At 40.9% G+C, this 23,540-nt stretch carries 27 protein-coding genes; 13 read left to right on the forward strand and 14 right to left on the reverse strand.

The annotated features are described in order from the left end of the window. Positions 1-2: 2 nt before the first annotated feature. The 6 genes from V7K73_RS20665 to V7K73_RS20690 all read right to left on the reverse strand — a co-directional run bounded on the left by V7K73_RS20665 (position 3) and on the right by V7K73_RS20690 (position 3,524). The gene (locus V7K73_RS20665; RefSeq protein ID WP_334882581.1) at positions 3-530 is read right to left on the reverse strand and encodes a Jag family protein; all 528 of its coding nucleotides are present in this window, start codon (positions 528-530) and stop codon (positions 3-5) included. Continuing rightward, a complete protein-coding gene (yidC, locus tag V7K73_RS20670; protein WP_334882583.1) occupies positions 527-1,678 on the reverse strand; it encodes a membrane protein insertase YidC in 1,152 nt (383 codons plus the stop codon). Before yidC ends, V7K73_RS20665 begins: the two co-directional genes overlap by 4 nt. A 221-nt stretch (positions 1,679-1,899) precedes the next feature. Next, positions 1,900-2,292 (reverse strand): PH domain-containing protein, encoded by a 393-nt coding sequence (locus V7K73_RS20675; protein WP_334882585.1) that lies wholly within the window; start codon positions 2,290-2,292, stop codon positions 1,900-1,902. Beyond that, entirely contained in the window at positions 2,279-2,701 is a 423-nt protein-coding gene (gene rnpA, locus V7K73_RS20680) for a ribonuclease P protein component (protein ID WP_334882586.1), read from the reverse strand. Before rnpA ends, V7K73_RS20675 begins: the two co-directional genes overlap by 14 nt. A 26-nt stretch (positions 2,702-2,727) precedes the next feature. Next, positions 2,728-2,862: a 50S ribosomal protein L34 gene (gene rpmH / locus V7K73_RS20685; RefSeq protein WP_094327629.1), complete on the reverse strand. Its 135-nt coding sequence runs from the start codon at positions 2,860-2,862 to the stop codon at positions 2,728-2,730. A gap of 149 nt (positions 2,863-3,011) precedes the next feature. Beyond that, a complete protein-coding gene (locus tag V7K73_RS20690) occupies positions 3,012-3,524 on the reverse strand; it encodes a DUF2808 domain-containing protein (RefSeq protein WP_334882588.1) in 513 nt (170 codons plus the stop codon). Between the two features lie 882 nt (positions 3,525-4,406). On the opposite strand from V7K73_RS20690, the gene V7K73_RS20695 reads away from it, so the two are divergent. The 6 genes from V7K73_RS20695 (at position 4,407) to V7K73_RS20720 (ending at position 9,988) form a co-directional block, all read left to right on the forward strand. Then, the gene (locus V7K73_RS20695; protein WP_334882590.1) at positions 4,407-5,573 is read left to right on the forward strand and encodes a Re/Si-specific NAD(P)(+) transhydrogenase subunit alpha; all 1,167 of its coding nucleotides are present in this window, start codon (positions 4,407-4,409) and stop codon (positions 5,571-5,573) included. A gap of 118 nt (positions 5,574-5,691) precedes the next feature. Next, positions 5,692-5,985, forward strand: a complete 294-nt coding sequence (locus V7K73_RS20700) for an NAD(P) transhydrogenase subunit alpha (RefSeq protein ID WP_191757267.1) — start codon at positions 5,692-5,694, stop codon at positions 5,983-5,985. Further along, a complete protein-coding gene (locus V7K73_RS20705; RefSeq protein ID WP_334882592.1) occupies positions 5,982-7,388 on the forward strand; it encodes an NAD(P)(+) transhydrogenase (Re/Si-specific) subunit beta in 1,407 nt (468 codons plus the stop codon). Before V7K73_RS20700 ends, V7K73_RS20705 begins: the two co-directional genes overlap by 4 nt. Before the next feature lie 217 nt (positions 7,389-7,605). Continuing rightward, positions 7,606-9,261 carry a pentapeptide repeat-containing protein gene (locus V7K73_RS20710; protein WP_334882594.1) on the forward strand — a complete coding sequence of 552 codons (1,656 nt, stop codon included), beginning with the start codon at positions 7,606-7,608 and terminating at the stop codon, positions 9,259-9,261. 143 nt (positions 9,262-9,404) lie between these two features. After that, entirely contained in the window at positions 9,405-9,692 is a 288-nt protein-coding gene (locus V7K73_RS20715) for a type II toxin-antitoxin system ParD family antitoxin (RefSeq protein ID WP_334882595.1), read from the forward strand. Continuing rightward, positions 9,689-9,988, forward strand: coding sequence for a type II toxin-antitoxin system RelE/ParE family toxin (locus tag V7K73_RS20720; RefSeq protein WP_334882597.1), 300 nt, complete (start codon positions 9,689-9,691; stop codon positions 9,986-9,988). The genes V7K73_RS20715 and V7K73_RS20720 overlap by 4 nt, the downstream gene beginning before the upstream one ends. A gap of 132 nt (positions 9,989-10,120) precedes the next feature. Here V7K73_RS20720 and V7K73_RS20725 read toward each other — a convergent pair whose 3' ends face one another. The 3 genes from V7K73_RS20725 to V7K73_RS20735 form a co-directional block, all read right to left on the reverse strand. Beyond that, positions 10,121-10,570 carry a type II toxin-antitoxin system VapC family toxin gene (locus V7K73_RS20725; RefSeq protein ID WP_334882599.1) on the reverse strand — a complete coding sequence of 150 codons (450 nt, stop codon included), beginning with the start codon at positions 10,568-10,570 and terminating at the stop codon, positions 10,121-10,123. Continuing rightward, positions 10,567-10,845: a hypothetical protein gene (locus V7K73_RS20730; RefSeq protein WP_334882601.1), complete on the reverse strand. Its 279-nt coding sequence runs from the start codon at positions 10,843-10,845 to the stop codon at positions 10,567-10,569. The genes V7K73_RS20725 and V7K73_RS20730 overlap by 4 nt, the downstream gene beginning before the upstream one ends. Positions 10,846-10,970: 125 nt before the next feature. Further along, on the reverse strand, positions 10,971-11,426 hold the full coding sequence (locus tag V7K73_RS20735; protein ID WP_334882602.1) for a DUF29 domain-containing protein: 456 nt from the start codon (positions 11,424-11,426) through the stop codon (positions 10,971-10,973). Between V7K73_RS20735 and V7K73_RS20740 the strand changes: the two genes are divergently transcribed. After that, a complete protein-coding gene (locus tag V7K73_RS20740; protein WP_260675865.1) occupies positions 11,373-11,540 on the forward strand; it encodes a DUF4351 domain-containing protein in 168 nt (55 codons plus the stop codon). The genes V7K73_RS20735 and V7K73_RS20740 overlap by 54 nt on opposite strands. A 224-nt stretch (positions 11,541-11,764) precedes the next feature. Here the strand turns inward: V7K73_RS20740 and V7K73_RS20745 are convergent, their stop codons facing one another. The 5 genes from V7K73_RS20745 to petN all read right to left on the reverse strand — a co-directional run bounded on the left by V7K73_RS20745 (position 11,765) and on the right by petN (position 15,979). Continuing rightward, entirely contained in the window at positions 11,765-11,965 is a 201-nt protein-coding gene (locus V7K73_RS20745; RefSeq protein WP_334882667.1) for a type II toxin-antitoxin system RelE family toxin, read from the reverse strand. Positions 11,966-12,029: 64 nt separating this feature from the next. Continuing rightward, positions 12,030-12,257, reverse strand: coding sequence for a hypothetical protein (locus V7K73_RS20750; protein WP_334882607.1), 228 nt, complete (start codon positions 12,255-12,257; stop codon positions 12,030-12,032). A gap of 186 nt (positions 12,258-12,443) precedes the next feature. Continuing rightward, positions 12,444-15,566, reverse strand: a complete 3,123-nt coding sequence (locus V7K73_RS20755; protein ID WP_334882609.1) for a GAF domain-containing sensor histidine kinase — start codon at positions 15,564-15,566, stop codon at positions 12,444-12,446. 154 nt (positions 15,567-15,720) lie between these two features. Next, positions 15,721-15,882 carry a hypothetical protein gene (locus tag V7K73_RS20760; protein WP_322641163.1) on the reverse strand — a complete coding sequence of 54 codons (162 nt, stop codon included), beginning with the start codon at positions 15,880-15,882 and terminating at the stop codon, positions 15,721-15,723. 7 nt (positions 15,883-15,889) lie between these two features. Then, positions 15,890-15,979 carry a cytochrome b6-f complex subunit PetN gene (petN, locus tag V7K73_RS20765; RefSeq protein ID WP_012408302.1) on the reverse strand — a complete coding sequence of 30 codons (90 nt, stop codon included), beginning with the start codon at positions 15,977-15,979 and terminating at the stop codon, positions 15,890-15,892. 258 nt (positions 15,980-16,237) lie between these two features. On the opposite strand from petN, the gene V7K73_RS20770 reads away from it, so the two are divergent. The 6 genes from V7K73_RS20770 (at position 16,238) to V7K73_RS20795 (ending at position 23,438) form a co-directional block, all read left to right on the forward strand. Beyond that, positions 16,238-18,148 (forward strand): ATP-binding protein, encoded by a 1,911-nt coding sequence (locus V7K73_RS20770; protein ID WP_334882612.1) that lies wholly within the window; start codon positions 16,238-16,240, stop codon positions 18,146-18,148. A 137-nt stretch (positions 18,149-18,285) separates the two neighbouring features. Next, entirely contained in the window at positions 18,286-19,545 is a 1,260-nt protein-coding gene (locus V7K73_RS20775) for a hybrid sensor histidine kinase/response regulator (protein ID WP_334882614.1), read from the forward strand. Between the two features lie 121 nt (positions 19,546-19,666). Further along, positions 19,667-20,101: a hypothetical protein gene (locus V7K73_RS20780; protein ID WP_334882669.1), complete on the forward strand. Its 435-nt coding sequence runs from the start codon at positions 19,667-19,669 to the stop codon at positions 20,099-20,101. Positions 20,102-20,417: 316 nt separating this feature from the next. Further along, a complete protein-coding gene (gene era / locus V7K73_RS20785; protein ID WP_334882615.1) occupies positions 20,418-21,392 on the forward strand; it encodes a GTPase Era in 975 nt (324 codons plus the stop codon). 177 nt (positions 21,393-21,569) lie between these two features. Beyond that, positions 21,570-22,247 carry a response regulator transcription factor gene (locus V7K73_RS20790; RefSeq protein WP_334882617.1) on the forward strand — a complete coding sequence of 226 codons (678 nt, stop codon included), beginning with the start codon at positions 21,570-21,572 and terminating at the stop codon, positions 22,245-22,247. A gap of 750 nt (positions 22,248-22,997) precedes the next feature. Further along, positions 22,998-23,438 carry a hypothetical protein gene (locus V7K73_RS20795; protein WP_334882619.1) on the forward strand — a complete coding sequence of 147 codons (441 nt, stop codon included), beginning with the start codon at positions 22,998-23,000 and terminating at the stop codon, positions 23,436-23,438. Positions 23,439-23,540 lie beyond the last annotated feature (102 nt).

The raw sequence follows: 23,540 nt of genomic DNA on the forward strand, positions 1-23,540 counted from the left end.
TCCTAACTCCTAACTTCTTCCAACGAAGCCGGACGGACAACCAGATGACGATGCGGCTCTTTACCGCGACTGAAGGTTTCCAAATCTCCAAACTCCTTCAAGAAGGTATGGATTTGTCGCCTTTCAGCAGAACTAAGGGATTTGATTTCCACTTCTCTACCAGAAAAGCGCACTTCATCGGCTGCTGCTTCTGCTAATGCGCGAATTTCGGCTTCTCTTTTGACCCGGTAGCCATTCAACTCAATGGTGTAAGAGGCTTGTTCTTCAGGGGGTTGGCTTAAGTTTAAAACCGAATTTGCTAGATACTGAATCGCATCTAACACAGAACCATCAGCACCAATTAATACCTGGATTTGTTCTGTCGTCAACTTAGTTTGATCAATTGTTAACCAGTAGTTATCTGGTTCTGGCGAATCGCCCTCTTGAGATTGGGCTGCTTCTAAATGACCCTGAATTTCAGCAGGTATTCCAGTGAGTTCCAGCAGGGTTTTTAACCACTGCTGACCTCGCTGCATGGGAATATTGCTCATGATCCCCCTGTCGCCTTTTTCTTGGCACTTTTTGGTTCAAATGGCAATGCCTTTTGTTCTACCACTACTGCTTCTTTTTCCTGGGTTGCTACGATTTTTTGCAGTTCTTCTGGTAGAGGTTCGCGCGAGAGAAGATAAGTTTGTGCAGTTTGGAAAATATTACCAATTACCATATACATCAGCACCCCAGCAGGTAAGGGGAAGAACAAAAACATCCCAGAAAAAATTACTGGAGTGATTTTGTTAACTGTATCTTGCTGCGGATTGCCACCACTGGAATTTTGCCCGGATAGCATTTGGCTAACATAAAGGCTGATTCCAAAGGAGACGATCATGGCGACGATATCCCAGTGGATTGTGCCATCTGGATCGGTTGCGCCAACCCTGCCTAAGGCATCAATAAATAGAAAGCCTTTGTCTGCTGCTAGTCCAGGAATTGTTCCTTGAATAGTAACTTCTCCGGGCTGCAATGCTTCTACATTGCCTTGGGCATCAATTTTTACCCTATCTTCACCTTTGGTAACTTTCCAATCAGGAACCAGCTTATTTTCTGGGTGTTCTGCTAAGAGTACCTGAAATGGTTTGCCCTCAACGGTCTGATATTGGATCTTAGTTTGTTCTCCCACCGCTAGTTTGTTACCACTAGGAAGGATGGCAGCTACTTTAACGTGTTCTCCATCAGCAACGTAAATATTTTGAGGAGCAGTGGCAAAGGCTTGCGGTTGAATTTGTTCGATTTGTGCTGCGGGTAAGATTTGCAGATTAACGCTGTAGTTAGCACTTGCAAAAGGCGAACCCCGCAAAGTGGCAAACAGCGCTAATAAGACCGGCATTTGCACTAGTAATGGAAAACAGCCTGCTAAGGGATTGCCAAATTCTTTTTGAACATTGACCATTTCCTCTTGCTGCTTTTGCGGTTCATCCTTATAGCGCTCTTTGATTTCTGCCATCCGCTTCTGCATCAGAGGTTGTACAATTCGCATCTTCCGCATATTGCGAATTGAGCCAGCACTCAGGGGATAGAGCGCGAAGCGGACTATCAATGTCAAAGCAACGATCGCCAATCCGTAGCTAGGCACAATACCATAGAAAAAATCTATGATTGGCAGCATCACGTTGTTCGAGAGAAAGCCGATACCAAAATCCATTATTCTGAATTCAACCTGAGCTACTGTAAACTGAATCTAATTTATCTAAATCATGAATTATGTGCGACTACCCTTCGCTACGGATAGCCGCACATCCCAAAAAATTGAGTGGGGAATTGGGAGTGGTATGTAGTTTTTGGTAAGTGGGAAGTTCTTAACTTTGGATTTTATCTAAGTAAATTTTGCATTGCCTACTCCCTACTCCCTACTCCCTAATCTGATCACTTGTTAGCAGCAGCGCTATATTCGGGATTTTTCGCAACAATTCTTTCGTTGATGTAGTCATAGACTTCCCGAAACTTGGGAATTGCCCGCAATTCGAGACGACTGCCGTTTTTTAGGGTTAGTACCATATCTCCCCATAAGCCAATGCCACGGGGGACTGTAACGACTTTGACAATTTCTGAGTAAATTATGTCAGTGCGATCGCGTCCCTGCCAACCTCCGATCACAGTAATTCGGCGATCGGTGATGCGGAAACGCAGCCACAATGCTCTGACAATTGCCCCAACTGTTAATGGTATCCCGACAATGGTTAGCCCAATCAACACGTTGACAATTAAATCCCCGCGATGGGGGCCACCTTCATAATAAACATCTTCACGAATTCCCATCGAACACCTCAGCTTGTGCCAACAACTGCTCTAATTCTTGCAGAAATTGTGGGCTTACGCACTTAGATTCTACTGCTGTGGGTTTGACAATGAACACTAGCCGCCATCCTGGTGATAATTTGGGCAGCAAGTTATGTAAAGCAGAAGCAATTTGCCGTTTGATTCGGTTGCGAACCACTGCCCTTTTGCTGACTTTTGTGCTTATGGAAATGCCAATCCGCGTACTGGCAAGAGTTCTTAAGTCAGTTGCTTGTGTTGTCTGGGTAGCAGTAGACAAAGAAGGTTTTGTTGAACATAACGGCTTTAAGGCTCTCAATGTTAAATAAGAGCCATTACGCCGAATCCCTTCCCGGAAAACTGCCTGAAAATCCTTGCGGGATTTTAATCGATTTGCTTTAGGCAAAGCCACAGATGCTCTTTTAGCTTAGATACGCCCTAAACGCTTAGACGGTGACGCCCCTTTCTTCTCCTGGCGCTAATCACGTTCCTGCCGTCTGGTGTCCGCATCCTAGCCCGAAAACCAGAGGTTCTTTTTCTCTTACGGCTAGTGCCGCCTAGTGTTCTTTTCATACTCTTCTCCTCTTAGGTGATTTTTATAAAAACTCACAATCTCTAATTCTATTACTTTATTAGGGAATAGGGAATAGGGAATAGGGAATAGGGAATTGTCATTAGTTATTCTTTCTCCCTCATCTCCCTCATCTCCCCAGCCCCCAAACTTAATTGATGCTCAAAATCCATGTTCCCATGTAGCGCAGGAGTGGCACATCGCCAGGGGAGAGGACTTGACAGTTAAAATAGTAAACTCCGCCAAAAGATGGATTTTTCACGTTAGATAAGACTACCTCAACTGCGCTACCTGCTGGCACTGGGTCTTGGGGAAAAATATTAATCAGCTTACCTTCTTTGTCCCACTTCACCTCAGAAAGCGGAACTGCTTTGCCTTTGACTCGGACTTCAATTTTTTTCTGGTCAAAAGTTCCTTTGTAATAATTAGGGTAGGTAATTGCAAATTGACCCACTGCCAATTTCATTTTTTTGGCTGGAATCCTTAATATGTAACGATCCCAACCATTAGCTTGCCCACCATAATCTAACCGGAAGGGCAGCTGATTTTCGGCTTTGACACCGCTAAAGAGCGTAAATCCAGGTAAACTTTGTGCCAAAGTTAGGGCTGGTAATCCAGTAACTACAAAGCTAGTCACGGCTAAAGCAGAAAGTAAACGTCGCATAATCAGGCTTCCTCTACCAAAATATAAATCTGTTATCTCAAATAACTGTGTGTTATTATTCGTTACTAAACTTTACTACTGACTTCCTGACAATTGACGTTCAATAACAAAAAAAAGTGTCATCCTCACTAAGGTTTGGGCGACAGCAAAACTACTTAGTTATAAATTTAAGTAAGTGGGTGCAAGTAATCATCACTCGCTCATAGTTGCGCTTTAGCGCTAAAGCGCAACTACGAGCCAAATACAGAGATTTTACTTTTCGTTACATAGTTTGGTTTTATCTTGCCTACCTACTTAACGTATAATTTATTTACTTAATTACCCTTACAGAGTGCTGATTTGATGACTAGGTTGGTCAAATTTTAAACTAAATATAAACACAGTCGGGGTTAGATTGTGTTTCCAAATATGTATAAGTGTATCTAAATTTGAGAATTTTGTTATAAAAATTGAGGCGTGCCATCAGCGATCGCCAGTTAAGCTAAACTAAACTGATTAAAATAAGTTGGAATCAAAGTCGTAATCATTAAAATTTAATTGGGAAATTATAAAGCTTTCAAAATTTGGTCAATATTACTCTATAAGAAAGGAATACCAAAATTTATCAATCCCGAAAACAAGCTGAAGATAAAGATGCAAAATTTGGGAATCAATTTAGGATGTGCAATACGTAACCCTGTTTGCAACTATGTGATATGACATCTGCGAACGGCATCAGGCTTTGCCTGGACAGCTAGGAGTGGGAGAGGAAAGTTTCTTTTGTTCAATCTACAAGTAAAATTCATGGGTGATGTTCCTGCCTAAGTACTATGAGTGCGGGATACTCTCATCTAGACAATCGTTTACTTAGCAGAGATTAGGTATTTATCTTCAGGAGATTTCATGAGAATAGCAGTTGCTAAAGAAATTGAAGTTTGTGAACGTCGTGTGGCATTAATTCCTGACACCGTTACCCGATTGGTAAAACAAGGTTTGGAAGTGTGGGTAGAAACAGGTGCAGGAGAGCGAGCATTTTTTAACGATTCTGACTATGAAGCCGCAGGAGCCACAATAATCAGCGATACTGCCAAATTATGGGGCGAAACAGATATTCTGTTGAAAGTCAGTCCCCCACAAGAACGAGAAGATGGACGCTCAGAAATTGACTTGCTAAAGGAAGGGGCTGTTTTAGTCAGTTTCCTCAATCCTTTGGGAAACCCCGTTGTAGCACAGCAACTAGCAAACCGTAAAGTCACAGCCTTGAGTATGGAAATGATTCCCCGTACTACCAGGGCGCAAAGTATGGATGCTTTGTCCTCGCAAGCTTCATTAGCAGGTTACAAGGCTGTATTAATTGCCGCAGCTGCATTACCGAAATATTTCCCGATGTTAACCACAGCCGCCGGGACGATCGCTCCAGCGAAAGTATTTATTATGGGCGCTGGTGTAGCCGGATTGCAAGCGATCGCCACCGCGAGACGTTTGGGAGCAGTGGTAGAAGCCTTTGATATTCGTCCCGCCGTTAAAGAAGAAGTCCAAAGTTTGGGGGCGAAATTCGTTGAAGTTAAATTAGACGAAGAAACCGTCGCCGCAGGTGGTTACGCTAAGGAAATTTCGGAAGCTAGCAAACAACGCACTCAAGAAGTTGTCGCCGAACACATTAAGAATTCTGATGTGGTGATTACTACCGCTCAAGTACCTGGGAGACAAGCACCACGGCTAGTTACAGAAGAAATGGTGGCACAAATGAAACCAGGTTCAGTGATTGTGGATTTGGCCGCCGAACAGGGTGGTAACTGCGCCTGTACTGAACCCGGCAAAGATATTGTGTGGAACGGTGTAACAATTATCGGCCCGATCAATCTCCCATCATCGATGCCAATTCATGCCAGCCAATTGTATGCCAAAAACGTAACTTCGTTGATGCAATTACTAATTAAAGACAAAGCTTTGCAGGTGGACTTTAGCGACGACATCGTTGATGCAGCTTGCGTTACCCACGCAGGTGAAATTCGCAATCAACGAGTCAGGGATGCTTTACAAGCTTTGAGCGGCGTTGGAGCAGGTTAGTAGGAGCATAACATGTTCATAAATGTCAACTTAGAGCCGGGGCGAATGGAATTCGCGGCTACACAAACGAAGCCCACCTCCGTGGGCTAATGAAAAATCAACTAGGAGTTTTTCAAGCATGACAGAGGCATTACTTGCTGCTTTGTTTGTATTTGTATTGGCATCTTTTATCGGTTTTGAAGTCATCAATAAAATACCACCGACTTTACACACGCCCTTAATGTCAGGTTCAAACGCGATTTCTGGCATTGCGGTACTGGGAGCAATAGTTGCTGCTGGTGCGAGAGACACGAATGTATCAGTAATTCTCGGTTTGATTGCTGTGGTATTGGCAACAATCAACGTTGTGGGTGGTTTTTTAGTGACAGACAGAATGTTGCAAATGTTCAAGAAGAAGGAGATTAAGGCGTGAGCGACTTTTTACCAACTGGCATTCAGCTGACGTACTTAGTCGCTGCATCGTTATTTATTCTGGGGTTGAAAAAACTGGGATCACCTGCTACAGCGCGGAATGGTAATCTCGTTGCGGCTGTAGGGATGCTGCTAGCGATCGCCGCGACAATGCTGGATCAACATGTGTTGAATTACGAGATGATATTGTTGGGCTTGGCGATTGGATCGGGAATTGGTGCGATCGTTGCCTACAAAGTCCAAATGACCGAAATGCCCCAAATGGTGGGTTTACTCAACGGTTTGGGTGGTGCAGCTTCGGCTTTAGTAGCTGTTGCCGAATTCTGGCGATTATTAGATAGTTCTCAGGCGATACCGCTAGATGTCAACATTTCCATACTATTGGATGTGTTAATCGGTGGTATTACCTTCACAGGTAGTTTTTTAGCCTTTGCCAAATTGCAAGGTTTAATTAGCGGTTCCCCGATTACATTTCCTTTCCAGCAACCATTTAACCTCTTGCTTCTGGGTGCTTATATAGTAGGTAGTGCTTACTTAATCATCACACCAAATAGCTTACCGATATTTTTGGGAGTGGTTGGCGTTTCTTTAGTATTGGGCGTGATGTTCGTCATCCCCATTGGTGGCGGCGATATGCCGGTGGTAATTTCGCTGTTGAACTCGTTGTCAGGTGTGGCGGCTGCTGCTGCTGGGTTCGTGGTGATGAACAATATGTTAATCATCGCTGGGGCTTTGGTGGGAGCATCTGGCTTAATCCTCACCGAAATTATGTGTAAGGCGATGAACCGCTCGTTATTTAGTGTGCTGTTCAGCGCTTTTGGTACAGGTTCTAGTTCTGGTGGTGCTGCTGCTAGTGGTGGTGCAACTGATCAAACTGTCCGCAGTATCGATCCCGAAGAAGGGGCGATGATGTTGGGTTATGCCCGTTCTGTGGTAATTGTACCTGGTTATGGTATGGCAGTTGCCCAAGCGCAACATAGTGTCCGGGAATTGTCAGATCAGTTAGAAAAAATGGGCGTTGATGTCAAGTATGCCATTCACCCCGTTGCTGGGAGAATGCCGGGACACATGAATGTGTTACTTGCAGAGGCAAATGTGCCTTATACGCAGTTGTACGACATGGATGATATTAATCCCCAATTTGAGCAAGCGGATGTGGCTTTAGTAATTGGGGCAAATGATGTGGTAAATCCGGCGGCGCGGAGTGATAAAAATAGCCCGATTTATGGTATGCCAATTTTGGAAGTTGATCGGGCGAAGCAGACGATTGTGATTAAGCGCGGGATGAGTACGGGTTTTGCCGGTGTAGATAATGAGTTGTTCTACAAGGATAAAACTACGATGCTTTTTGGTGGCGCTAAAGATATGGTGTCGAAGTTGGTTTCGGAAGTGAAGCAACTTTAACGAACCGCAGAGGCGCAGAGAGCGCGGAGTAAAGAAAGAATGTAGAGAGTTTGCTTGCCTTGGGGGGGTGATGCTTCTGGGGCAAGTTTTTTTGTTGGGGAATTACCTCACGAATAGGCGCAAAGAAAACCGTGAAAACTGTGACTGTTGGCTGTTAATCTAAGGTGGAATTTGGGCAATTTATAAATATAGGCACAATATAGTTAGCGGTAAATTTATGAATAGCTCCAACTCAGAAGTAACTTTAGAATCTTTGGCATTGCGGATTTCACAGTTAGAAGTAGAACAGGATCTGCGACGAAAAAATATTGCTTGGCTAAAAAAGTATTTTGATCAATTTAAAGAACAATTTAACAACAGACTTGAATTACAGCAGATTGAAATTATACAACAAAATATCGCACAATTAAATGTACAATTTGCAGAATTACAACAGCCCCTCAATCATCTGTCTAATATTAGTAAAGATTTGGATAATAGTAACGCATCAAATAAAGAAGCAAATCTTGATGATGGTGAAGTTGTGAAGCAATTTATTGAGCGTATTGAACAGCAACAAAGTAAAACAGTGTTAGGACAGGAAATACCTATTAATGCTGAAGAATTTTGGCAGCGTTATAAGGCAGGAGAACGTAACTTTAGCGGGATTAATTTAGCTGGAGTCGATTTGAGTGGTGAAACGTTAGCAGACGAGGTTAACCTAAGTCAAGCTAATTTGACAAATGCTAATCTAAGCGATGTCAACTGGCGTAACCTCAATTTGAGTGGCGCAAATTTGGAAGGAGCAGATATCAGTAAAGCTGACTTATGTGAAGCGAATTTAAGTGAAGCTAATTTAAGTTTTGCTGATCTAAATGCTGCTTCTCTCAGATATGCAAACTTAACTCGTGCAAATCTGAGAGAAGCAGATATCAGTGAAGCTGACTTATCCAGTGCAAAATTAACTGAAGCTAATCTAGAGGATGCATGTCTTTATAAAACAGACCTCAGATCGGTCAAGCTAGATAAGGCAAAACTGAAAAAAGCTAATTTTCGTGAAGCTGATTTGACTGGGGCATCTTTACGCGAAGCTGATCTTAGTGAAGCTGATCTCAGTGAAGCTATTTTAGATGGTGAAGTCAACCTCAGTTTAGCCAACCTCAGTGGAGCAAATTTAAGCGGGGTAAATTTGAGTGGAGTAAAGTTGATGAGGGCAAATCTAAGTAATGCCAATCTGATCCATACAAATCTATTAGGAGTAAATCTAAAGGGAGCAAATATTGAGGGAATAGATTTGCAATATAGCTATTACAACACATTGACTATCTTTCCCACAGGTTTTGATCCGGCTGAAGCTGGAAGTTATTTTATTGCTCCTGGTGCATCGCTACAAAATGCTAATTTTGCAGGTGCTAATTTGAATAATGTGAACTTAGCTGGATCTGACTTGCAAGCAGCTAACTTAAGTCAAGCGAACCTAGAAGACGCAAACCTTACTTCGGCAAACCTCAAAGGCTCAAATATGAATCAGGCAAATTTAGAACAAACTAACTTAACTGCGGCTCAATTAAGTCAAGCAAATTTAACCGAAGCAAAATTAATTAGAACAAATTTCATAGGTGCTGATCTAAGTTCTGTAAATTTAGTAGGGGCAATTTTTAAGTATCCAGAACTTAATGGTGCAAACTTGAGTGAAGCTAATCTTTGCGGTGCTGGTCTAAACCAAGAAAACTTAAGTGGAGTAAATCTAACATCAGCCGACTTGCGTGGGGCAAACTTGAGTAATGCCAATCTAGAAAAAGCCAACCTTACAAACGCAAATCTCCTTGGTGCAAATTTAGAAGATGCAAATCTTGCTGGTGCTATTATGCCAGACGGTACAACCCACGATTAGACTTTGATGCATTTAACCAAAAGAGCGATCGCCTGAAAAATCTCCATTGTGCGATCGCTTGCTTTTTATTGAAATGCGATCGCATTAATCTTTTAGTTGAAAACTGAGCCGTATTCGATCGTCAAGTCAATTAGCGATAAAATTTGAATATAGTAAATTTAGTAGGGTTATTTGGAATGAATATTTCCCTTAAACCTGAGCATGAGCAGTTTATTCAATCCCAAATTCAAACTGGGAGATATGCTAATGCAGAAGAATTAATGAACGAAGCATTAAAATTGCTACAAGCACGAGAACAACGTTTGGAAGAACTTCGACAAAAAATAGTGATTGGAAAGGAACAAATTGCTAGAGGAGAGGTTACAGATGGTGAGATAGTATTTGCTCAACTACAAGAAAAAATCAATAAAATTGCTGAGTCTCGAAAATGAGTAACTACTCTTTTTCTGATCAAGCAGTCAAAGATTTAAATACTATTTGTGAATATATTGCTCAGAATAGTCCCAGTGCTGCTAGTAAACTTTTTGATGCAATTCGCCAGAAATGCAAATTAGTTGCTGGATTTCCCAATATGGGAAAAAGTTATGAGCAATTATCTGCCAATTTACGGGGATTTAACATTGAAGAATATATCATCTTATACTATCCCAGAGAAGATGGAATTGATATTGCCCGTGTCATGAGTGGATATAGAGATTTGGAGTCACTGTTTTTAGAATTAGAGTGAAATAGCCATAGTCTAATTGCACCTTCACAACAAATGCGATCGCTCTCTTCTTTCTCTGTGTTCTCTGCGCCTCTGCGGTTCGTTAAAAAGAGCGTAGGCGAAGCCCGCCGAAGGCATCGCTCTGAAATATAATTAAGACTGCGGTGTAACATTGCGCGGATCAACAACTACAATTTCAGAAAAACGTTTAAAGTCATCAATATTAAATGTAAGTATATGTGTAATCTGGTGCGTTACCATCGCCGCAACTAAACGTGCATCATGCACCTGTTTTCCCATGACTTGGTATTTAACAATTAGAGACTCCCACTCACTACAAATAGCAGGTATATCAAGGTGTAGTATAAATATCTTCTTCAGTTTCTCAGTTTCTTCTACTGCTTGAGCCGTAGACAAACCTAAACCATTACTATTAATTGGTCTTGTCGCAACAGCCCAAAACTCAATGAGATTCTGTGGAATTATATATAATAATTCCCCTTGTCTCTTGAGCATCAAGATAGCTCTTTGAGTATCAAAGTGCATTGGGCTATTCTTCTGCACCAAACGCAGCAAAATATTAGTATCCACCAAATAGCTCATAACATTTCATCTTCTCTGGTGTAAATACTCTCTCGACTAATCGCTGCATCTGAAAGTGCTGGTGCTAAAGAAAAAGCAGGACTATTTATTAAATCTGTTAATATAGCTTCCCATTCTTCCTGAGTTGATACTTGATACAAAAAATTTTCTTCGTGGCTGGTTAAACTGTTTTCAATCAGAGATGCAAGATAAGCTTCTACCGATAAACCTTGTGCAGTAGCTTCAGCAATAAGACGAGCTTCTATTTCTGGTTTCAGTTGTAGCTGTATGGTCATTTGTTGTCTCCTAATTCTCTAAGTTATAAAGTTTCCTCTCTCCTGACTCTGTGTTCTCTGCGCCTAGAAAGGTTCGTTAAAAAGAGCGATTGATCGCCTGCAAAAACTCCACCGTGCGATTATGATTAATTTGGAAAAAAATCAGAATCTAAGGTTTCATCAACAGAAAAAGGATAGTCTTTGGGAAAAATAGACAGAGGAAGACCTGTTTCAATAGATGCTTCTTTTCTAGCGTGTTGGTAACAAATGTCAAAAACTTCCGTGTAATAGTATTTTAAGCTAGGACTATCTACAAATGCTTCTTGTAATCTTTGACGATGTTCATAGATTGTATATAACCAGCTATTAGATCGGTTCTGGGGTTGAAATTTGTATTTGAGAAGGTGCATTAAAAGCACTCTAAGATTAGTCCTTAAAGCATTTTTATCACTTCTTCCCATACTTTGAATTTCTTCAATTAAATTTTCTAACTCTAATTCTAAAAAATTTTTGTTTTTTAATAAATCAACAGTGTATTCTAACCACAAGTGATAATCTTGTGCATAGAGACTATTTGTTTTAGGAACAGATTGATTGCTCATAATCTTCTCCTTTATGGATATATAATTTTAACATTGTTAGAGGATTTAGCCGAAGCCTTACTAGATTTCTCAATGCAAGCTGATTTAGTGGCTTGGTTGCAACATCAACAATAAAATATCTATTCTACCAAGCGTAGGCGTTCGCGTAGCGTCTCCAAGAGTTGCCCGCCGTTCGCGTAGCGTCTCCAAGAGTTGGCATCGCTCTCTTCTTCCTCTGTGTTCTCTGCGGTTCGTTAAAAAGAGCGATCGCCTTACTGAACGAGGTAAGTATTATCAATTAAGCGATCGCAAAAACTCTACAGTGCGATCGCACAATTCCAAAAAATAACTAATTTGACTCACTTTGGAAAATATCGATAAATATCTTTACGATGTAACACACGCTGAAATATTAGTGTTTCACCGTCAAATATAATCCCGATCCGATAATCACCTATACGAATACGATAAATATCATCATATCCTTGAAGCTTTTTGATATTAGTAATTTCTTCAAAGTTAGCTATTTGTGGTATTTCTTCAAAAGCAAGTACTTTAATCGTCTCATAGTAGTACTTTTTAGTGCTTTTAAATCTTTAATAAAACTGGATAGATACTGGGTATTCACTCTCTTTCTAATTCGGCTAATGCTTCATTAATATTTAATGGCGTTTCTTGTTGTACTTCCTTAATTGCTAATATCAATCCTTCATCTTCAATCGCTTCTAATAAGCGTAGATAATCTTGAAAATCTATAATTACTTTACGAATGTTACCTTGAGTATCTGTGATTAATTCTTGAGCAAATGGGTATTGATTGGTTTGCATTTGGGTATTAGTGTTTGTAATCATAGAGAATTTGATTACCTTTACATAGTACAAGTATAGAAGATTTGGAGTAGGCGATCGCTCTCTCCTTCCTTTGCGCCTTTGTGTGAGATAAAAAGAGCGTAGGCGTTGGCGTAGCCTCTCCAATAGTTGCCCGCCGTTCGCGTAGTGTTATTATCTATAAAAGGCTACCGCAGGTATCGCTAACCCCTAAATTGTCCGTTTTATCGGGATTTCTATCCAGAACTCACAGCCGTTACCAGGTTCAGAAACACACTTGATATTACCGCCGTGTTTTTTCACAATAATTTGGTAGCTAATAGATAACCCCAAGCCAGTACCTTGTCCAGGTTGTTTGGTGGTAAAGAAAGGTTCAAAAATGCGCGATCGCATCATCTGTGGAATCCCACAACCATTGTCGGCAATGCAAATCAGAATAGTATTCCCGGATATCACTTCTGTACGAATCAAAATTTTAGGATTGTCAATTTTTCTACTAGTTTCTGAGTTTTCTAGTGCATCGATCGCATTGTTGAGAATATTCATAAATACCTGATTCATCTGGGCGCCATAGCAGACTAATGGAGGTAATTCACCATATTGTTTAACTACCTCAATAGTAAAAGAATTAGTCTCTGGTTTTAATCGATGTTGTAAAATCAACAAAGTACTGTCGATGCCTTCATGAAGATCAATGGGCTTCATTCCTGTTTCGTCAAGTCGAGAAAAACTTCGCAATGATAAGACCAGTTGAGAGATCCGATCTGCCCCTATCTTCATTGAAGTTAGAATTTTGGGCAAGTCATCATTAATGAAATCTAAATCCACTGCTGCTGCTTGCTTTTGAATTTCTCCTGTTGTCTTAGGATACTGTTTTTGATAGAGGCGCAGTAATTTTAATAAATTTTCGGCATGTTCAGTAACATAAGTGATGTTGCCATAAATAAAACTAATCGGGTTGTTAATTTCATGTGCTATACCCGCAACTAACTGCCCTAAACCTGCCATTTTTTCACTTTGGATCAGCTGGCTTTGAGTGTGCTGTAATTCTTTAAGAGTCTGGGTAATTTCTTCTTTTTGACGTTGAGTTTGTTCGAGTAATTCTGCTTGTTGAAGTCCTACCCCTAATTGATTCCCAATCTGCATCAGCAAATCTACCTCATCCTCTTGCCAATCACGGGGCTTGATATTTTGATAAGCTGCTAGTAATCCCCAGAGTTTCTCACCCTGAAAAATCGGCACAATCATATATGCCCTAGCCTCCATTAACTCAAGCAGGTCAATATGACAAATAGAATAATTGGCGCTATAAATATCTTTAATTACACAACTTCTAGCATTAGCAAACCTTCCGCCTTGCGTTTCTTGTAAGTAATCATCTGCAACTACAGGTACAATTTCTTTTATTGGTGTCCAACCTTGGGCTAAAGACTCAGCAACAAATTTGCCACTCCAATCAGCCCCGAATTGATAGATTGTGACTCGATCAACTTCCAATAGTCCCCGGACTTCTTCTGTACTGGTGGCAAAAATGGTATGAATATCAAGAGACTGGCGAATTTTCTCCACCGTTGCGGCTAATGCCTTCTCTCTTTCGGCTGCTTTCCGTTCTCGTGCAGCAGCTTTAGCCAGTTTTTGGGTTTGCAGCTCCATCTGTTTCAAAGACTCAGCTTGCTGTAATGCTACCCCCAATTGGGTGCCAACTTGTGCCAATAAGTTGATTTCCTCATCTTGCCAATAACGAGGCCGGGAATTTTGATAAGCTACTAGCAATCCCCACAACTTCTCGCCCTGAGAAATTGGCACAAAAACTTCATTTCGTGCATACTTACCCGCTTGCTTTCCTTGTACAAAAACGCCTTCTGTCACAGGCTGCGGCTTAACCATTGGTGTCCAGCCATCAACAATAGAATCAGCGACAAATTCGCCACTCCAATCAGGATAGAAGCGATAAATTGCGACTCGTTCCACTTCTAATAACCGACGGACTTCTTGAGTTGTGGTTTTAAAGATGGCTTCAATATCAAGAGACTGACGAATTTTTTCTACAGTGTTCGCTAAAGCTCTTTGTCTTTCGGCAGCTTTACTTATCTCTGCTGCTTGGGTTTGCATTTGTTGGATAAATTCCGCTTGCTGCAAAGCTACACCAAGTTGGGTTCCAACTTGGGTAAGCAAGTAAACCTCATCTTTTTGCCAATCACGGGTTCTGGCATTTTGGTAGACTGCTAGCAAGCCCCAGAGCTTGTTACCGTGGTAAATAGCAACGATCGCATAAGCTCTTGCTTGATATATCTCTAAGATTTTAATGTAGCAGTCACTAAACCCTGAATTGTAAATATCATTACAAACACGATACACTTCACAGCGACTGAAGCTACCACCCTCTGTATCTTGTAAGTAAGTGTCAGCGACTGGAGGTTTAGCTAAATCTTTGACGCTACATCCACTGACGTTTTCACTTACTTCCGACCGCTGCAATTGCTCATCTATCAGGGAAATCCAACCCTCTACCACTGATTCAAACACAAATTCACCACTCCAATCGGGATTGAAGCGATAAATAGCCACGCGGTCAGCATTTAGCAGCTGCCTAAGTTCTCCGGTGGTTGTGTGGAAAATGCTTTCCAAGTCTAGAGACTGACGAATTTTCTCAATGGTTATAGCGATGGTTCTTTGCCATTGGGCTGCTTTTTCTCTGGCTTTTGCTTGTGCTAGTTCTGCTGATTGTAGTTTTACTTGTTCCAGGTAATCTGCTTGTTGTAAAGCAACTCCCAGATGTTCGGCGATTAATTGTACAAACTCAATTTCTGATGCTTGCCATTGCCGAGGATTACTACACTGATGAATACACAGCAATCCCCATAAATCTTTACCCTTCATCAAGGGGGCAGCTATATTGGCACGCACTTGGAATCTTTCTAGCATTTGGACGTGGCAATCACTGACACCAGCTTGATATATATCAGCCATTGCTTTAATCCGACCTTGCTGATATAGTTGTGCAAACTCCGCAGCAAAGCAGTGATCGTGCAGTTTGGCTGCTAATGCCGAATCCCATTCTGCTCCCACATCTTCATAGATAAATTCCCCTTCCCATCCCAATTCGGGATAAAAACGAAACACACTAACCCGATCGCTTTTCAGAAGCTGGCGGACTTCAGTGACTGTAATTTTGAAAATCGTTTCTATGTCTAGAGACTCACGGATGCGGGCAATAACTCCAGACAAGGCTTTTTGTTGCTCATTCTGACGCAGAGAGAGTGTCACATCTAAATGAGATTCTTGCTGTTCTGAATTTGGTTCTATGGGTTGAGTAGTAGAGGAGTTTTCCATTCCCAGTGGGACTTGAAATATTGAAAGTCTTCTATCTCATGATTCCCGTTGCGATCGCAAAGGTAACAGTTCTTTCCTGGGAATGCCAAATAAAATAGTGTAGGGACAGGATAATAGCGTGTCCCTACAAAAACATTTCTCAACCACAAACAAATTATCGCCGCTTGGGAGTGGCGCTGCGGCTGGTGCGTTTGTCTTCATCTCGGCGACGGCGATCGCGCCAATCTGCCACGGTCAAATAACCAATACCACCAGTGACTACTACGAGTAGCACTATGGCTACTATTGTTAAAATACTCAAAAATGGACTTTCCACAATACCTCTATAGTCCGTTACGTCCCCAAACTACCATTGCGATTGACCAAGTGAACACAACTAACAGTGATACCCAACCTAGTGTCAAAATCTCCATAGTCCCGCTTTTCAAATAATTACAAAACGTTTCTAATATTTATCATACAGGGATTGGGCAAGCTCAGATTTTTTTTATAAATGACATTGCAAGTTTTGCAAGCGAGCGCAAACGATACACCATTTTTTCTTGGTACGCTAGGACTTCAACCATTAATAAAGACAAATGTAAAAAATTAGCGATCGCGCTTTCTGACTTGATGGTTTGGGAATACTAGGGCTATGCGTATATATTTCAAATCTACCAACCCCTAGTATCATGCCGACATTTTTCAACTATCCTTTCCACTCTAACGGTTTTGTTGCCCACGGACATTGTTATCTGTGGAAAACTGGATTAGTTTGGCTCCACATTATTTCTGATGCCACGATCGCTTTGGCCTATTATTCTATTCCCTTCCTAATAATTTACTTTATTTCCAAGCGCAAAGATGTTCCTTTCAACGGAGTCTTTTTGTTATTTGGAGCTTTTATCATTGCTTGCGGTACTGGACACTTGATGGATATTTGGACGCTTTGGCATCCAGACTATTGGATTGCAGGTGCTTTAAAAGCTTTAACTGCCATTATTTCGATATATACGGCATTTGCGTTATTTTATCTCATGCCTCAAGCTTTAACATTACCTAGCCCTGCCCAGTTAGAAGTTATCAATCAAGCGCTTTCAACTGAAATTGTAGAGCGCAAGCGCATCGAAAAAGAACTACGCCTTGAACAGAAAGTCACTCAAAACTCCAGCGAAGCTAAGAGTGAATTTCTCGCCAATATGAGTCATGAGCTACGCACACCTCTTAACGGTATTCTTGGCTATACACAAATTATCCAACGCACAGAATCTTTAAGTGAGAAAGGACGCAAAGGAATCAGCATAATTTATCAATGTGGTTCTCATCTTTTAACCCTAATTAATGATGTCCTGGATCTCTCCAAAATAGAAGCTCGAAAACTAGAATTGTATCCTGTAGATTTTTACTTACCTGCCTTTATCGATAGCGTGACTGAAATTTGCCGCATCCGGGCAGAACAAAAGGCTATCGCATTTCACGTCGAACTCGATCCTGATTTACCAACGGGTATTCATGCTGATGAAAAACGCTTACGGCAAGTAGTGATTAACTTGCTTAGTAATGCGATTAAATTTACTAATCAAGGTAGTGTCACCTTCAAAGTTCAGGTGATTGGTCAAGAATCAAACGCCAACGGAAAAACTAACTATAAAATTCGCTTTCAGGTAATAGATACCGGCACGGGTATAATCCCTGAACAAGCCGAAAAAATCTTTCTGCCCTTTGAGCAAGTAGGAAATCAGAAACGACAATCTGAAGGTACAGGCTTGGGATTAGCAATTAGCCAAAACATTGTTTTGTTGATGGGTAGCCAAATTCAGGTGCAAAGTAGCTTAGGCAAAGGTAGCACTTTTTGGTTTGAGGCAACATTGCCAGAATCTAAAGACTGGGCAAAGGTTTCTAGAGTGGTTGAGCAGGGAACCATTATTGGTTATCAAGGACAAAGGCGCACCATTTTGATTGCGGATGACAAATGGGAAAACCGATCGGTAATTGTAAATTTACTAGAGCCTGTTGGGTTTACTGTTGTAGAAGCTAGTCACGGTGAGGAAGCATGGGAACAGGCTTTACTCTACAAACCACAGATGATTATCACTGACCTAGTGATGCCTAGATTGAATGGATTTGAGTTGATCGAACGTTTGCGTAAGTCTGGGTTATTTAAAGAGATTGCTGTCATTGCTTCGTCAGCCAGCGTATTTGCAATCGACCAGCACAAGAGTATTGATGTAGGTGCAGATGCATTTCTAGCAAAGCCTATAGAAGCTGAAATGCTGCTGGAAATACTACGACAATTTTTGCAACTAGAATGGATTTTTGACGGTAAGGTAGACGCAATTAAAAAAAACTATACAGGTGCTTTGGAGCAACAAAATGAGATAATTTATCCGGCTCAAGAGGTTTTGCAAGAGTTACTCGAACTGACACAAGACGGTGATATTCAAAAAATATTAGAACTTGCTGAAGAACTTTCTGCATCTGATCAGAGCTTGAGCGTTTTTAACCAGCAACTTGTCGAGCTTGCTAGTAATTTCCAACTCAAACGTTTAGAAACTTTTATTGTAAGTATTCAAGAGTCCGAATTGAGGATTCAGAATAAATGATATAAGCTGCAAGCTGAAGCTTCAGGAAGTTAGTAAGTGACTAACTATGCTAATTCTATTCTGAATTATGACTCCTGAATTATTTTATTCAACAATACATCAATTAATTTTAGTTAAATTTCAATTTAAAATTCATCATGGGCCAAACTGCAAATAAGGGATTTATTTTGATTGTGGATGATAATCCGACAAATTTATCTGTCTTGTGTGAAGCACTCAACAGTAAGGGTTTTCGTTTCCGCGTTGCAGTCGATGGAGAAACTGCGATCGCTCAAGCCGAACGCAATCAACCAGAGTTGATTTTGCTGGATGTACAAATGCCCGGTATTGACGGTTTTGAAACTTGTCGCCGCCTCAAAGCTAATTTTGTTACCCAAAACATTCCGATTATTTTCACCACTGCTTTAGCGGATACGGAAAGCAAAACGAAGGGATTTTCACTTGGTGCAGTAGATTATATCCCTAAACCGTTTGCACAAGAGGAAGTGATTGCTAGAGTGCGCGTACATCTACAACTCAAACAATTGACTGAATCTTTAGAACAACAAGTTAGCGATCGCACCAAGGCTTTGCAACAAGCCCAAGTCCAACTAGTGCAGCAAGAAAAACTATCAACACTCGGAGAGTTAATCGCTGGTATTGGCCATGAAATCAACAACCCCATCAACTTTATTTCCAGCAATATTCCACCCTTGCAAGAATACATTGCAGGGATAACCAAGTTGCTCTTACTCTATGAACAAGAATATCCAAACCCAACAGCCAAAATTACCAATGCTATTAAGGACTTGGAACTGAACTTTGTTCTCGAAGATATGGTAAAAATTTTGAGATCACTTGAAGTAGGAAGTGAACGAATTCAAAACCTTTCTAATTCACTCCGTAGCTTTTGCCGATCGGATACTGATATAAAAATATCTGCTGATTTGCACCAAGGGCTAGATAGTACATTAATGATCTTGCAACACCGCCTCAAAGCTAATGGCGATCTTCCCGCCATTGAGGTTATTAAAACTTATGGAGTATTACCAGAGATAAACTGCTATATTGGGCAGATGAATCAAGTATTTATGAACATTCTGGCCAATGCAATTGATGCCCTTGATGAAGCTATAATGCAGAGCAAAAAGAAGAATCTAATTCCTCAGATTAAAATTACAACAGAAATAGATTCTGAATTGGTCATAATTCGGATTGCTGACAATGGCATTGGTATTCCTGAAAGGCTAAAACAACACTTGTTTGAGCCGTTGTTTACCACAAAAACCGTTGGTAAAGGTACTGGACTGGGCTTGTCAATCGCATATCAAATAGTTGTAGAAAAACACAAAGGTGTATTAGATGTGGATTCCCAACCAGGTGTGGGAACCGAGTTTATCATCAAAATTCCCACATAAGAGCAGCATTTAATTAATTACAAAGCTGCTCTAACATTTATCATATTGGAAGCTAGGGAAGAATTTACCAATACTTAATCTTTATCTATATAGAGTGAACGCAATTTTAGATGCTCAACTAATGGCAGAACGCCTAGAATCCTTGAAAGCTGCAATAATTGGGGGTTTATCTGTGTGTTTTGCTTTTACTCTTTCTATTCTTTTGAATACTTTCGTTTTGGCAAAGTATTTTCAGACACTCGCATTTCTGCAAAGTGATGTTGATTTGCACTTGTGGGTAAGTGGTGCAGTTGCAACTTTTACTGGCTTACTATTTGGTGTCACCTACCGTTATATCATCCGCTCAGATAAAAATCCTCAACTCAAAGCTGGTGGTGTACTGGCCTTTGGCTTGGTGCGGGGATTAACTCAGATAGAACTTGCTTGGAATTCTCACACCATAATTTGGCCTTTTTTGGTGTTGGCTGGAGAAAGTGTGTTGTGGTTTACTTTGGCTGCGTTGGCTCTTAATGTCGCTATTCAACTCCGTTGGGTTAAACCTTTTTCATCAGTGTGACATCCTCTCACACTCCCCTTTCAGGCTGAGTGAGGGCTTCTCAATGACATTTTGATCCAAATATATTGAATAATCGATGAAATTTAAGCGAAAGTTAGCAGCAGATTAAACCTAACCAAATCCGCTCCTTGTAAATGCCAAAGTAATTTTATGTTTGTTTTGTATTAAAAATAAAACAAAGTTATCTTAGCTGTAATATATAAGTGTAGAGCCAGTAGTAGATTAAACCTCGGCAAAAGCAATCCCTAAAAATACCAGGGGAATTTTATGCTTGTTTTGTGTCTAAGAAAAAACCAAGTTATCCCAGCTGTAAAATATGAGGGTGGAGCCAAAGGTGACTAGTATTGATAATTACAACTTCTCTTTTCCAGGAGAAGTCACAATTCCACAGGCTCCTCCTGAATTCAAATCAGGTTTTATCGGCATTGTTGGTCGTCCTAATGTCGGTAAATCTACTTTAATGAATCAATTGGTAGGACAAAAAATTGCCATTACCTCACCAGTAGCACAAACAACACGTAACCGTCTGCGCGGTATTTTAACTACACCAGAAGCCCAGTTAATTTTTGTAGATACCCCAGGAATTCATAAGCCCCATCATCAATTGGGGGAAGTTTTGGTGCAAAATGCCAAAATTGCCATTGAATCGGTAGATGTAGTGCTATTTGTGGTAGATGGAGCCGTAGCTTGTGGAGCAGGCGATCGCTATATTGCCGAGTTGCTGTGTCGCAGCAAAACACCAGTGATTTTGGGCGTGAACAAAATCGACCAACAACCGTCCGATTCTCAGTTTCTAGATGATAGTTACGCTCACATGGCCCAGTCCCATGAATGGGAAATCGTAAAATTTTCTGCCAAGACAAGTGCAGGATTACCGCAACTTCAAGAATTATTAATAGAACATTTAGAAATTGGGCCTTTATACTACCCGCCAGATTTGGTAACTGACCAGCCAGAACGCTTTATTATGGGTGAATTAATCCGAGAACAAATTTTATTATTGACTCGTGAAGAAGTACCCCATTCAGTAGCGATCGCTATTGATCTAGTAGAAGAAACTCCCAGCATTACCCGTATACTTGCGACTATCAACGTCGAGCGCGATTCCCAAAAAGGCATACTCATTGGCAAAGGTGGAGCAATGCTCAAAGCTATTGGTAGTGAAGCCCGCGAACAAATTCAAAAGTTAATTTCTGGTAAAGTTTACCTAGAATTGTTTGTGAAAGTTCAGCCAAAATGGCGACAGTCGCGCATCAGTTTAGCAGAGTTAGGCTATCGCGTGGAAGAATAAAAAAAAATTGTCATTAGTCATTAGTCATTGGTCATTGGTAGGCAAAAAAGCAAAGAATAAAATGCAAAAGATTAATAACAAATGACAAAGAACAAATCACAAATACCTCGGCTTACTTCGACTACGCTCGGCACAAGTCGTTCAGTACAAGTGACAAATGACTCTTAATAAATAAAAATGTCTTTAGATACTCGCTATCCCTTAAATCTGCCAGCCAATGCTTTGCCATTGCGTGTGTTAATTGTTGAAGATGATCCAATGATGCAACTGGGATTAGAGCAATCGTTAATGGCTCATCCTCAGTTAGAGATTGTTGGACAAGCAGAAGATGGTTATTTGGGAGTTCAAGCCGCACTGCAACTGAAACCTGATTTGGTGGTTATGGATATTGGGTTACCGCGATTGGATGGCATTGCAGCAACACAGCAAATTAAGGCGGCCCTGCCAGCAACTCATGTGGTGATGCTGACATCTCATCAAACGGAGACAGAAATTATTGCGGCACTATCTAGTGGTGCAGATGCGTATTGTATTAAAGGTGCAAGTGTGGAACGATTGTTAAGTGCGATCGCAGCCGCAGTTGATGGTGCAGCCTATCTCGATCCCCAAATTGCGCGGCGAGTAATTGATAATCTCAAACCGCCCTTACCCGCCAGCAACAACGCCAACTTATCTGGGCGCGAGTTAGAAGTTTTGAAACTTATGGTAGACGGCTTGAGTAACCCGGAGATTGCCGAAAAACTCTATCTCAGTCCCAACACCATCAAAACTCACGTCAGAGGGATTATGAATAAATTAGCAGTAGACGATCGCGTACAAGCAGCAGTTGTGGCACTGCGTTCTGGGTTGGTTTAAAAAACAAATGCAGCAAAATACAGAGACAAACCTCAGTAAAAGTAAGATTACTGGTCTATCTAAACTTAATAATGAATTCCCGACTTTCTGCCCCACAAGTAGGGAAGAATGTTAGAACCGGGGGACTTCAACCCACAGAACTAGTTAAAAATAGTCTATCTCAATCCATTTTAGTTAAAAGAGTTTGAGACTTCATTAGGGTCTAGATTAACAGGAAATAATAAAATTTCCTTGCCTTCTAATTTCGCCTTCTGGTGAAGCAAAATTGCTTTTACCAAAAAACAATATTTAATTGGAACCCATCTGTCGCTATAAAAGTAGACAGTTACTCGGCTCATTGCATACTCTTTCAACGGCACTGGAAGAGACCAGGACGAGTCCATAGTTTGAACCTTACCTGTTGAGTCCATGCTCTGAACCTCAGCTACTAAGTATATTTACTCTCACTCATTACTTTCACTCATCCAAATGAGTTTTAGTAACTATCATAAGAAATAAGCTGATATAGCTTTAAGTTAGATATTTAGGTAAAAGTTCAGGAGTCAACGAGTTTTTAGTTGAGATTGAGTCTTAAGTAGGTAGTAAGAAATTTTTGGGCAAAGTTTGACAGGTTGTCTTTTGACGCAAGTATTCTTTTAAAATTATCTTTCTTAAATATCTGGTGGAAAATAGCATAAAAAATCTTTGAATTTTGGTTTAATTGCCTTTCCCCAGTTACCCTGGTCTACTTCGCTTACTCTTAGAAACTCTATGTTCCACTTTACTCGAGAGAAGAATTTGGGATGGCTATTATTAATTTCGGTTTTGATTGCCACACCAGTTAATGCCCATACCGAAAAGGTATCAAACGATGTGGGCGGGATGCTGCATATTGAACCCTATGATAATCCTCAAGCTGGCAAAACCGCTCATGTTTGGATTGTCCTCACCCGTAAAGGCGGGCGACTAATCCCTCTGACACAATGTAACTGTCAGTTGGGTGTCTACCCTGAACCTCACAATGAAACTGATACCCCATTGCTGAAACCCAGTTTACATAATGTATCAACCAAGCAATATAAAAGCATTCCCGGAGCCGACATTGTATTTCCTAAAGTAGGAGCTTATGAGTTGGAGTTAAGCGGTACTCCCAAATCTGGAGCTAGTTTCAAGCCCTTTGTGTTGTCTTACCCCGTCACTGTCGGCTCATAAAAGCTGAACTGTGTAAAATCTCATGCTGTAAGAACCCGCATAGTTCAAAATTCATAATGCGATCGCTACCGGTTTGGAAGCGATGCGATCGCATAACCTAGT

This window comes from Nostoc sp. (assembly GCF_036916975.1).
GTDB lineage: Bacteria > Cyanobacteriota > Cyanobacteriia > Cyanobacteriales > Nostocaceae > Nostoc.

Excerpts from the sequence above, each read along its gene's own strand:
- V7K73_RS20665 (WP_334882581.1), bottom strand. The coding sequence starts at position 530 with ATGAGCAATATTCCCATGCAGCGAGGTCAGCAGTGGTTAAAAACCCTG.
- yidC (WP_334882583.1), bottom strand. The coding sequence starts at position 1,678 with ATGGATTTTGGTATCGGCTTTCTCTCGAACAACGTGATGCTGCCAATC.
- V7K73_RS20675 (WP_334882585.1), bottom strand. The coding sequence starts at position 2,292 with ATGGGAATTCGTGAAGATGTTTATTATGAAGGTGGCCCCCATCGCGGG.
- rpmH (WP_094327629.1), bottom strand. The coding sequence starts at position 2,862 with ATGAAAAGAACACTAGGCGGCACTAGCCGTAAGAGAAAAAGAACCTCT.
- V7K73_RS20690 (WP_334882588.1), bottom strand. The coding sequence starts at position 3,524 with ATGCGACGTTTACTTTCTGCTTTAGCCGTGACTAGCTTTGTAGTTACT.
- V7K73_RS20695 (WP_334882590.1), top strand. The coding sequence starts at position 4,407 with ATGAGAATAGCAGTTGCTAAAGAAATTGAAGTTTGTGAACGTCGTGTG.
- V7K73_RS20700 (WP_191757267.1), top strand. The coding sequence starts at position 5,692 with ATGACAGAGGCATTACTTGCTGCTTTGTTTGTATTTGTATTGGCATCT.
- V7K73_RS20710 (WP_334882594.1), top strand. The coding sequence starts at position 7,606 with ATGAATAGCTCCAACTCAGAAGTAACTTTAGAATCTTTGGCATTGCGG.
- V7K73_RS20720 (WP_334882597.1), top strand. The coding sequence starts at position 9,689 with ATGAGTAACTACTCTTTTTCTGATCAAGCAGTCAAAGATTTAAATACT.
- V7K73_RS20725 (WP_334882599.1), bottom strand. The coding sequence starts at position 10,570 with ATGAGCTATTTGGTGGATACTAATATTTTGCTGCGTTTGGTGCAGAAG.
- V7K73_RS20730 (WP_334882601.1), bottom strand. The coding sequence starts at position 10,845 with ATGACCATACAGCTACAACTGAAACCAGAAATAGAAGCTCGTCTTATT.
- V7K73_RS20735 (WP_334882602.1), bottom strand. The coding sequence starts at position 11,426 with ATGAGCAATCAATCTGTTCCTAAAACAAATAGTCTCTATGCACAAGAT.
- V7K73_RS20750 (WP_334882607.1), bottom strand. The coding sequence starts at position 12,257 with ATGATTACAAACACTAATACCCAAATGCAAACCAATCAATACCCATTT.
- V7K73_RS20755 (WP_334882609.1), bottom strand. The coding sequence starts at position 15,566 with ATGGAAAACTCCTCTACTACTCAACCCATAGAACCAAATTCAGAACAG.
- petN (WP_012408302.1), bottom strand. The coding sequence starts at position 15,979 with ATGGAGATTTTGACACTAGGTTGGGTATCACTGTTAGTTGTGTTCACT.
- V7K73_RS20770 (WP_334882612.1), top strand. The coding sequence starts at position 16,238 with ATGCCGACATTTTTCAACTATCCTTTCCACTCTAACGGTTTTGTTGCC.
- V7K73_RS20775 (WP_334882614.1), top strand. The coding sequence starts at position 18,286 with ATGGGCCAAACTGCAAATAAGGGATTTATTTTGATTGTGGATGATAAT.
- V7K73_RS20780 (WP_334882669.1), top strand. The coding sequence starts at position 19,667 with ATGGCAGAACGCCTAGAATCCTTGAAAGCTGCAATAATTGGGGGTTTA.
- era (WP_334882615.1), top strand. The coding sequence starts at position 20,418 with ATGAGGGTGGAGCCAAAGGTGACTAGTATTGATAATTACAACTTCTCT.
- V7K73_RS20790 (WP_334882617.1), top strand. The coding sequence starts at position 21,570 with ATGTCTTTAGATACTCGCTATCCCTTAAATCTGCCAGCCAATGCTTTG.
- V7K73_RS20795 (WP_334882619.1), top strand. The coding sequence starts at position 22,998 with ATGTTCCACTTTACTCGAGAGAAGAATTTGGGATGGCTATTATTAATT.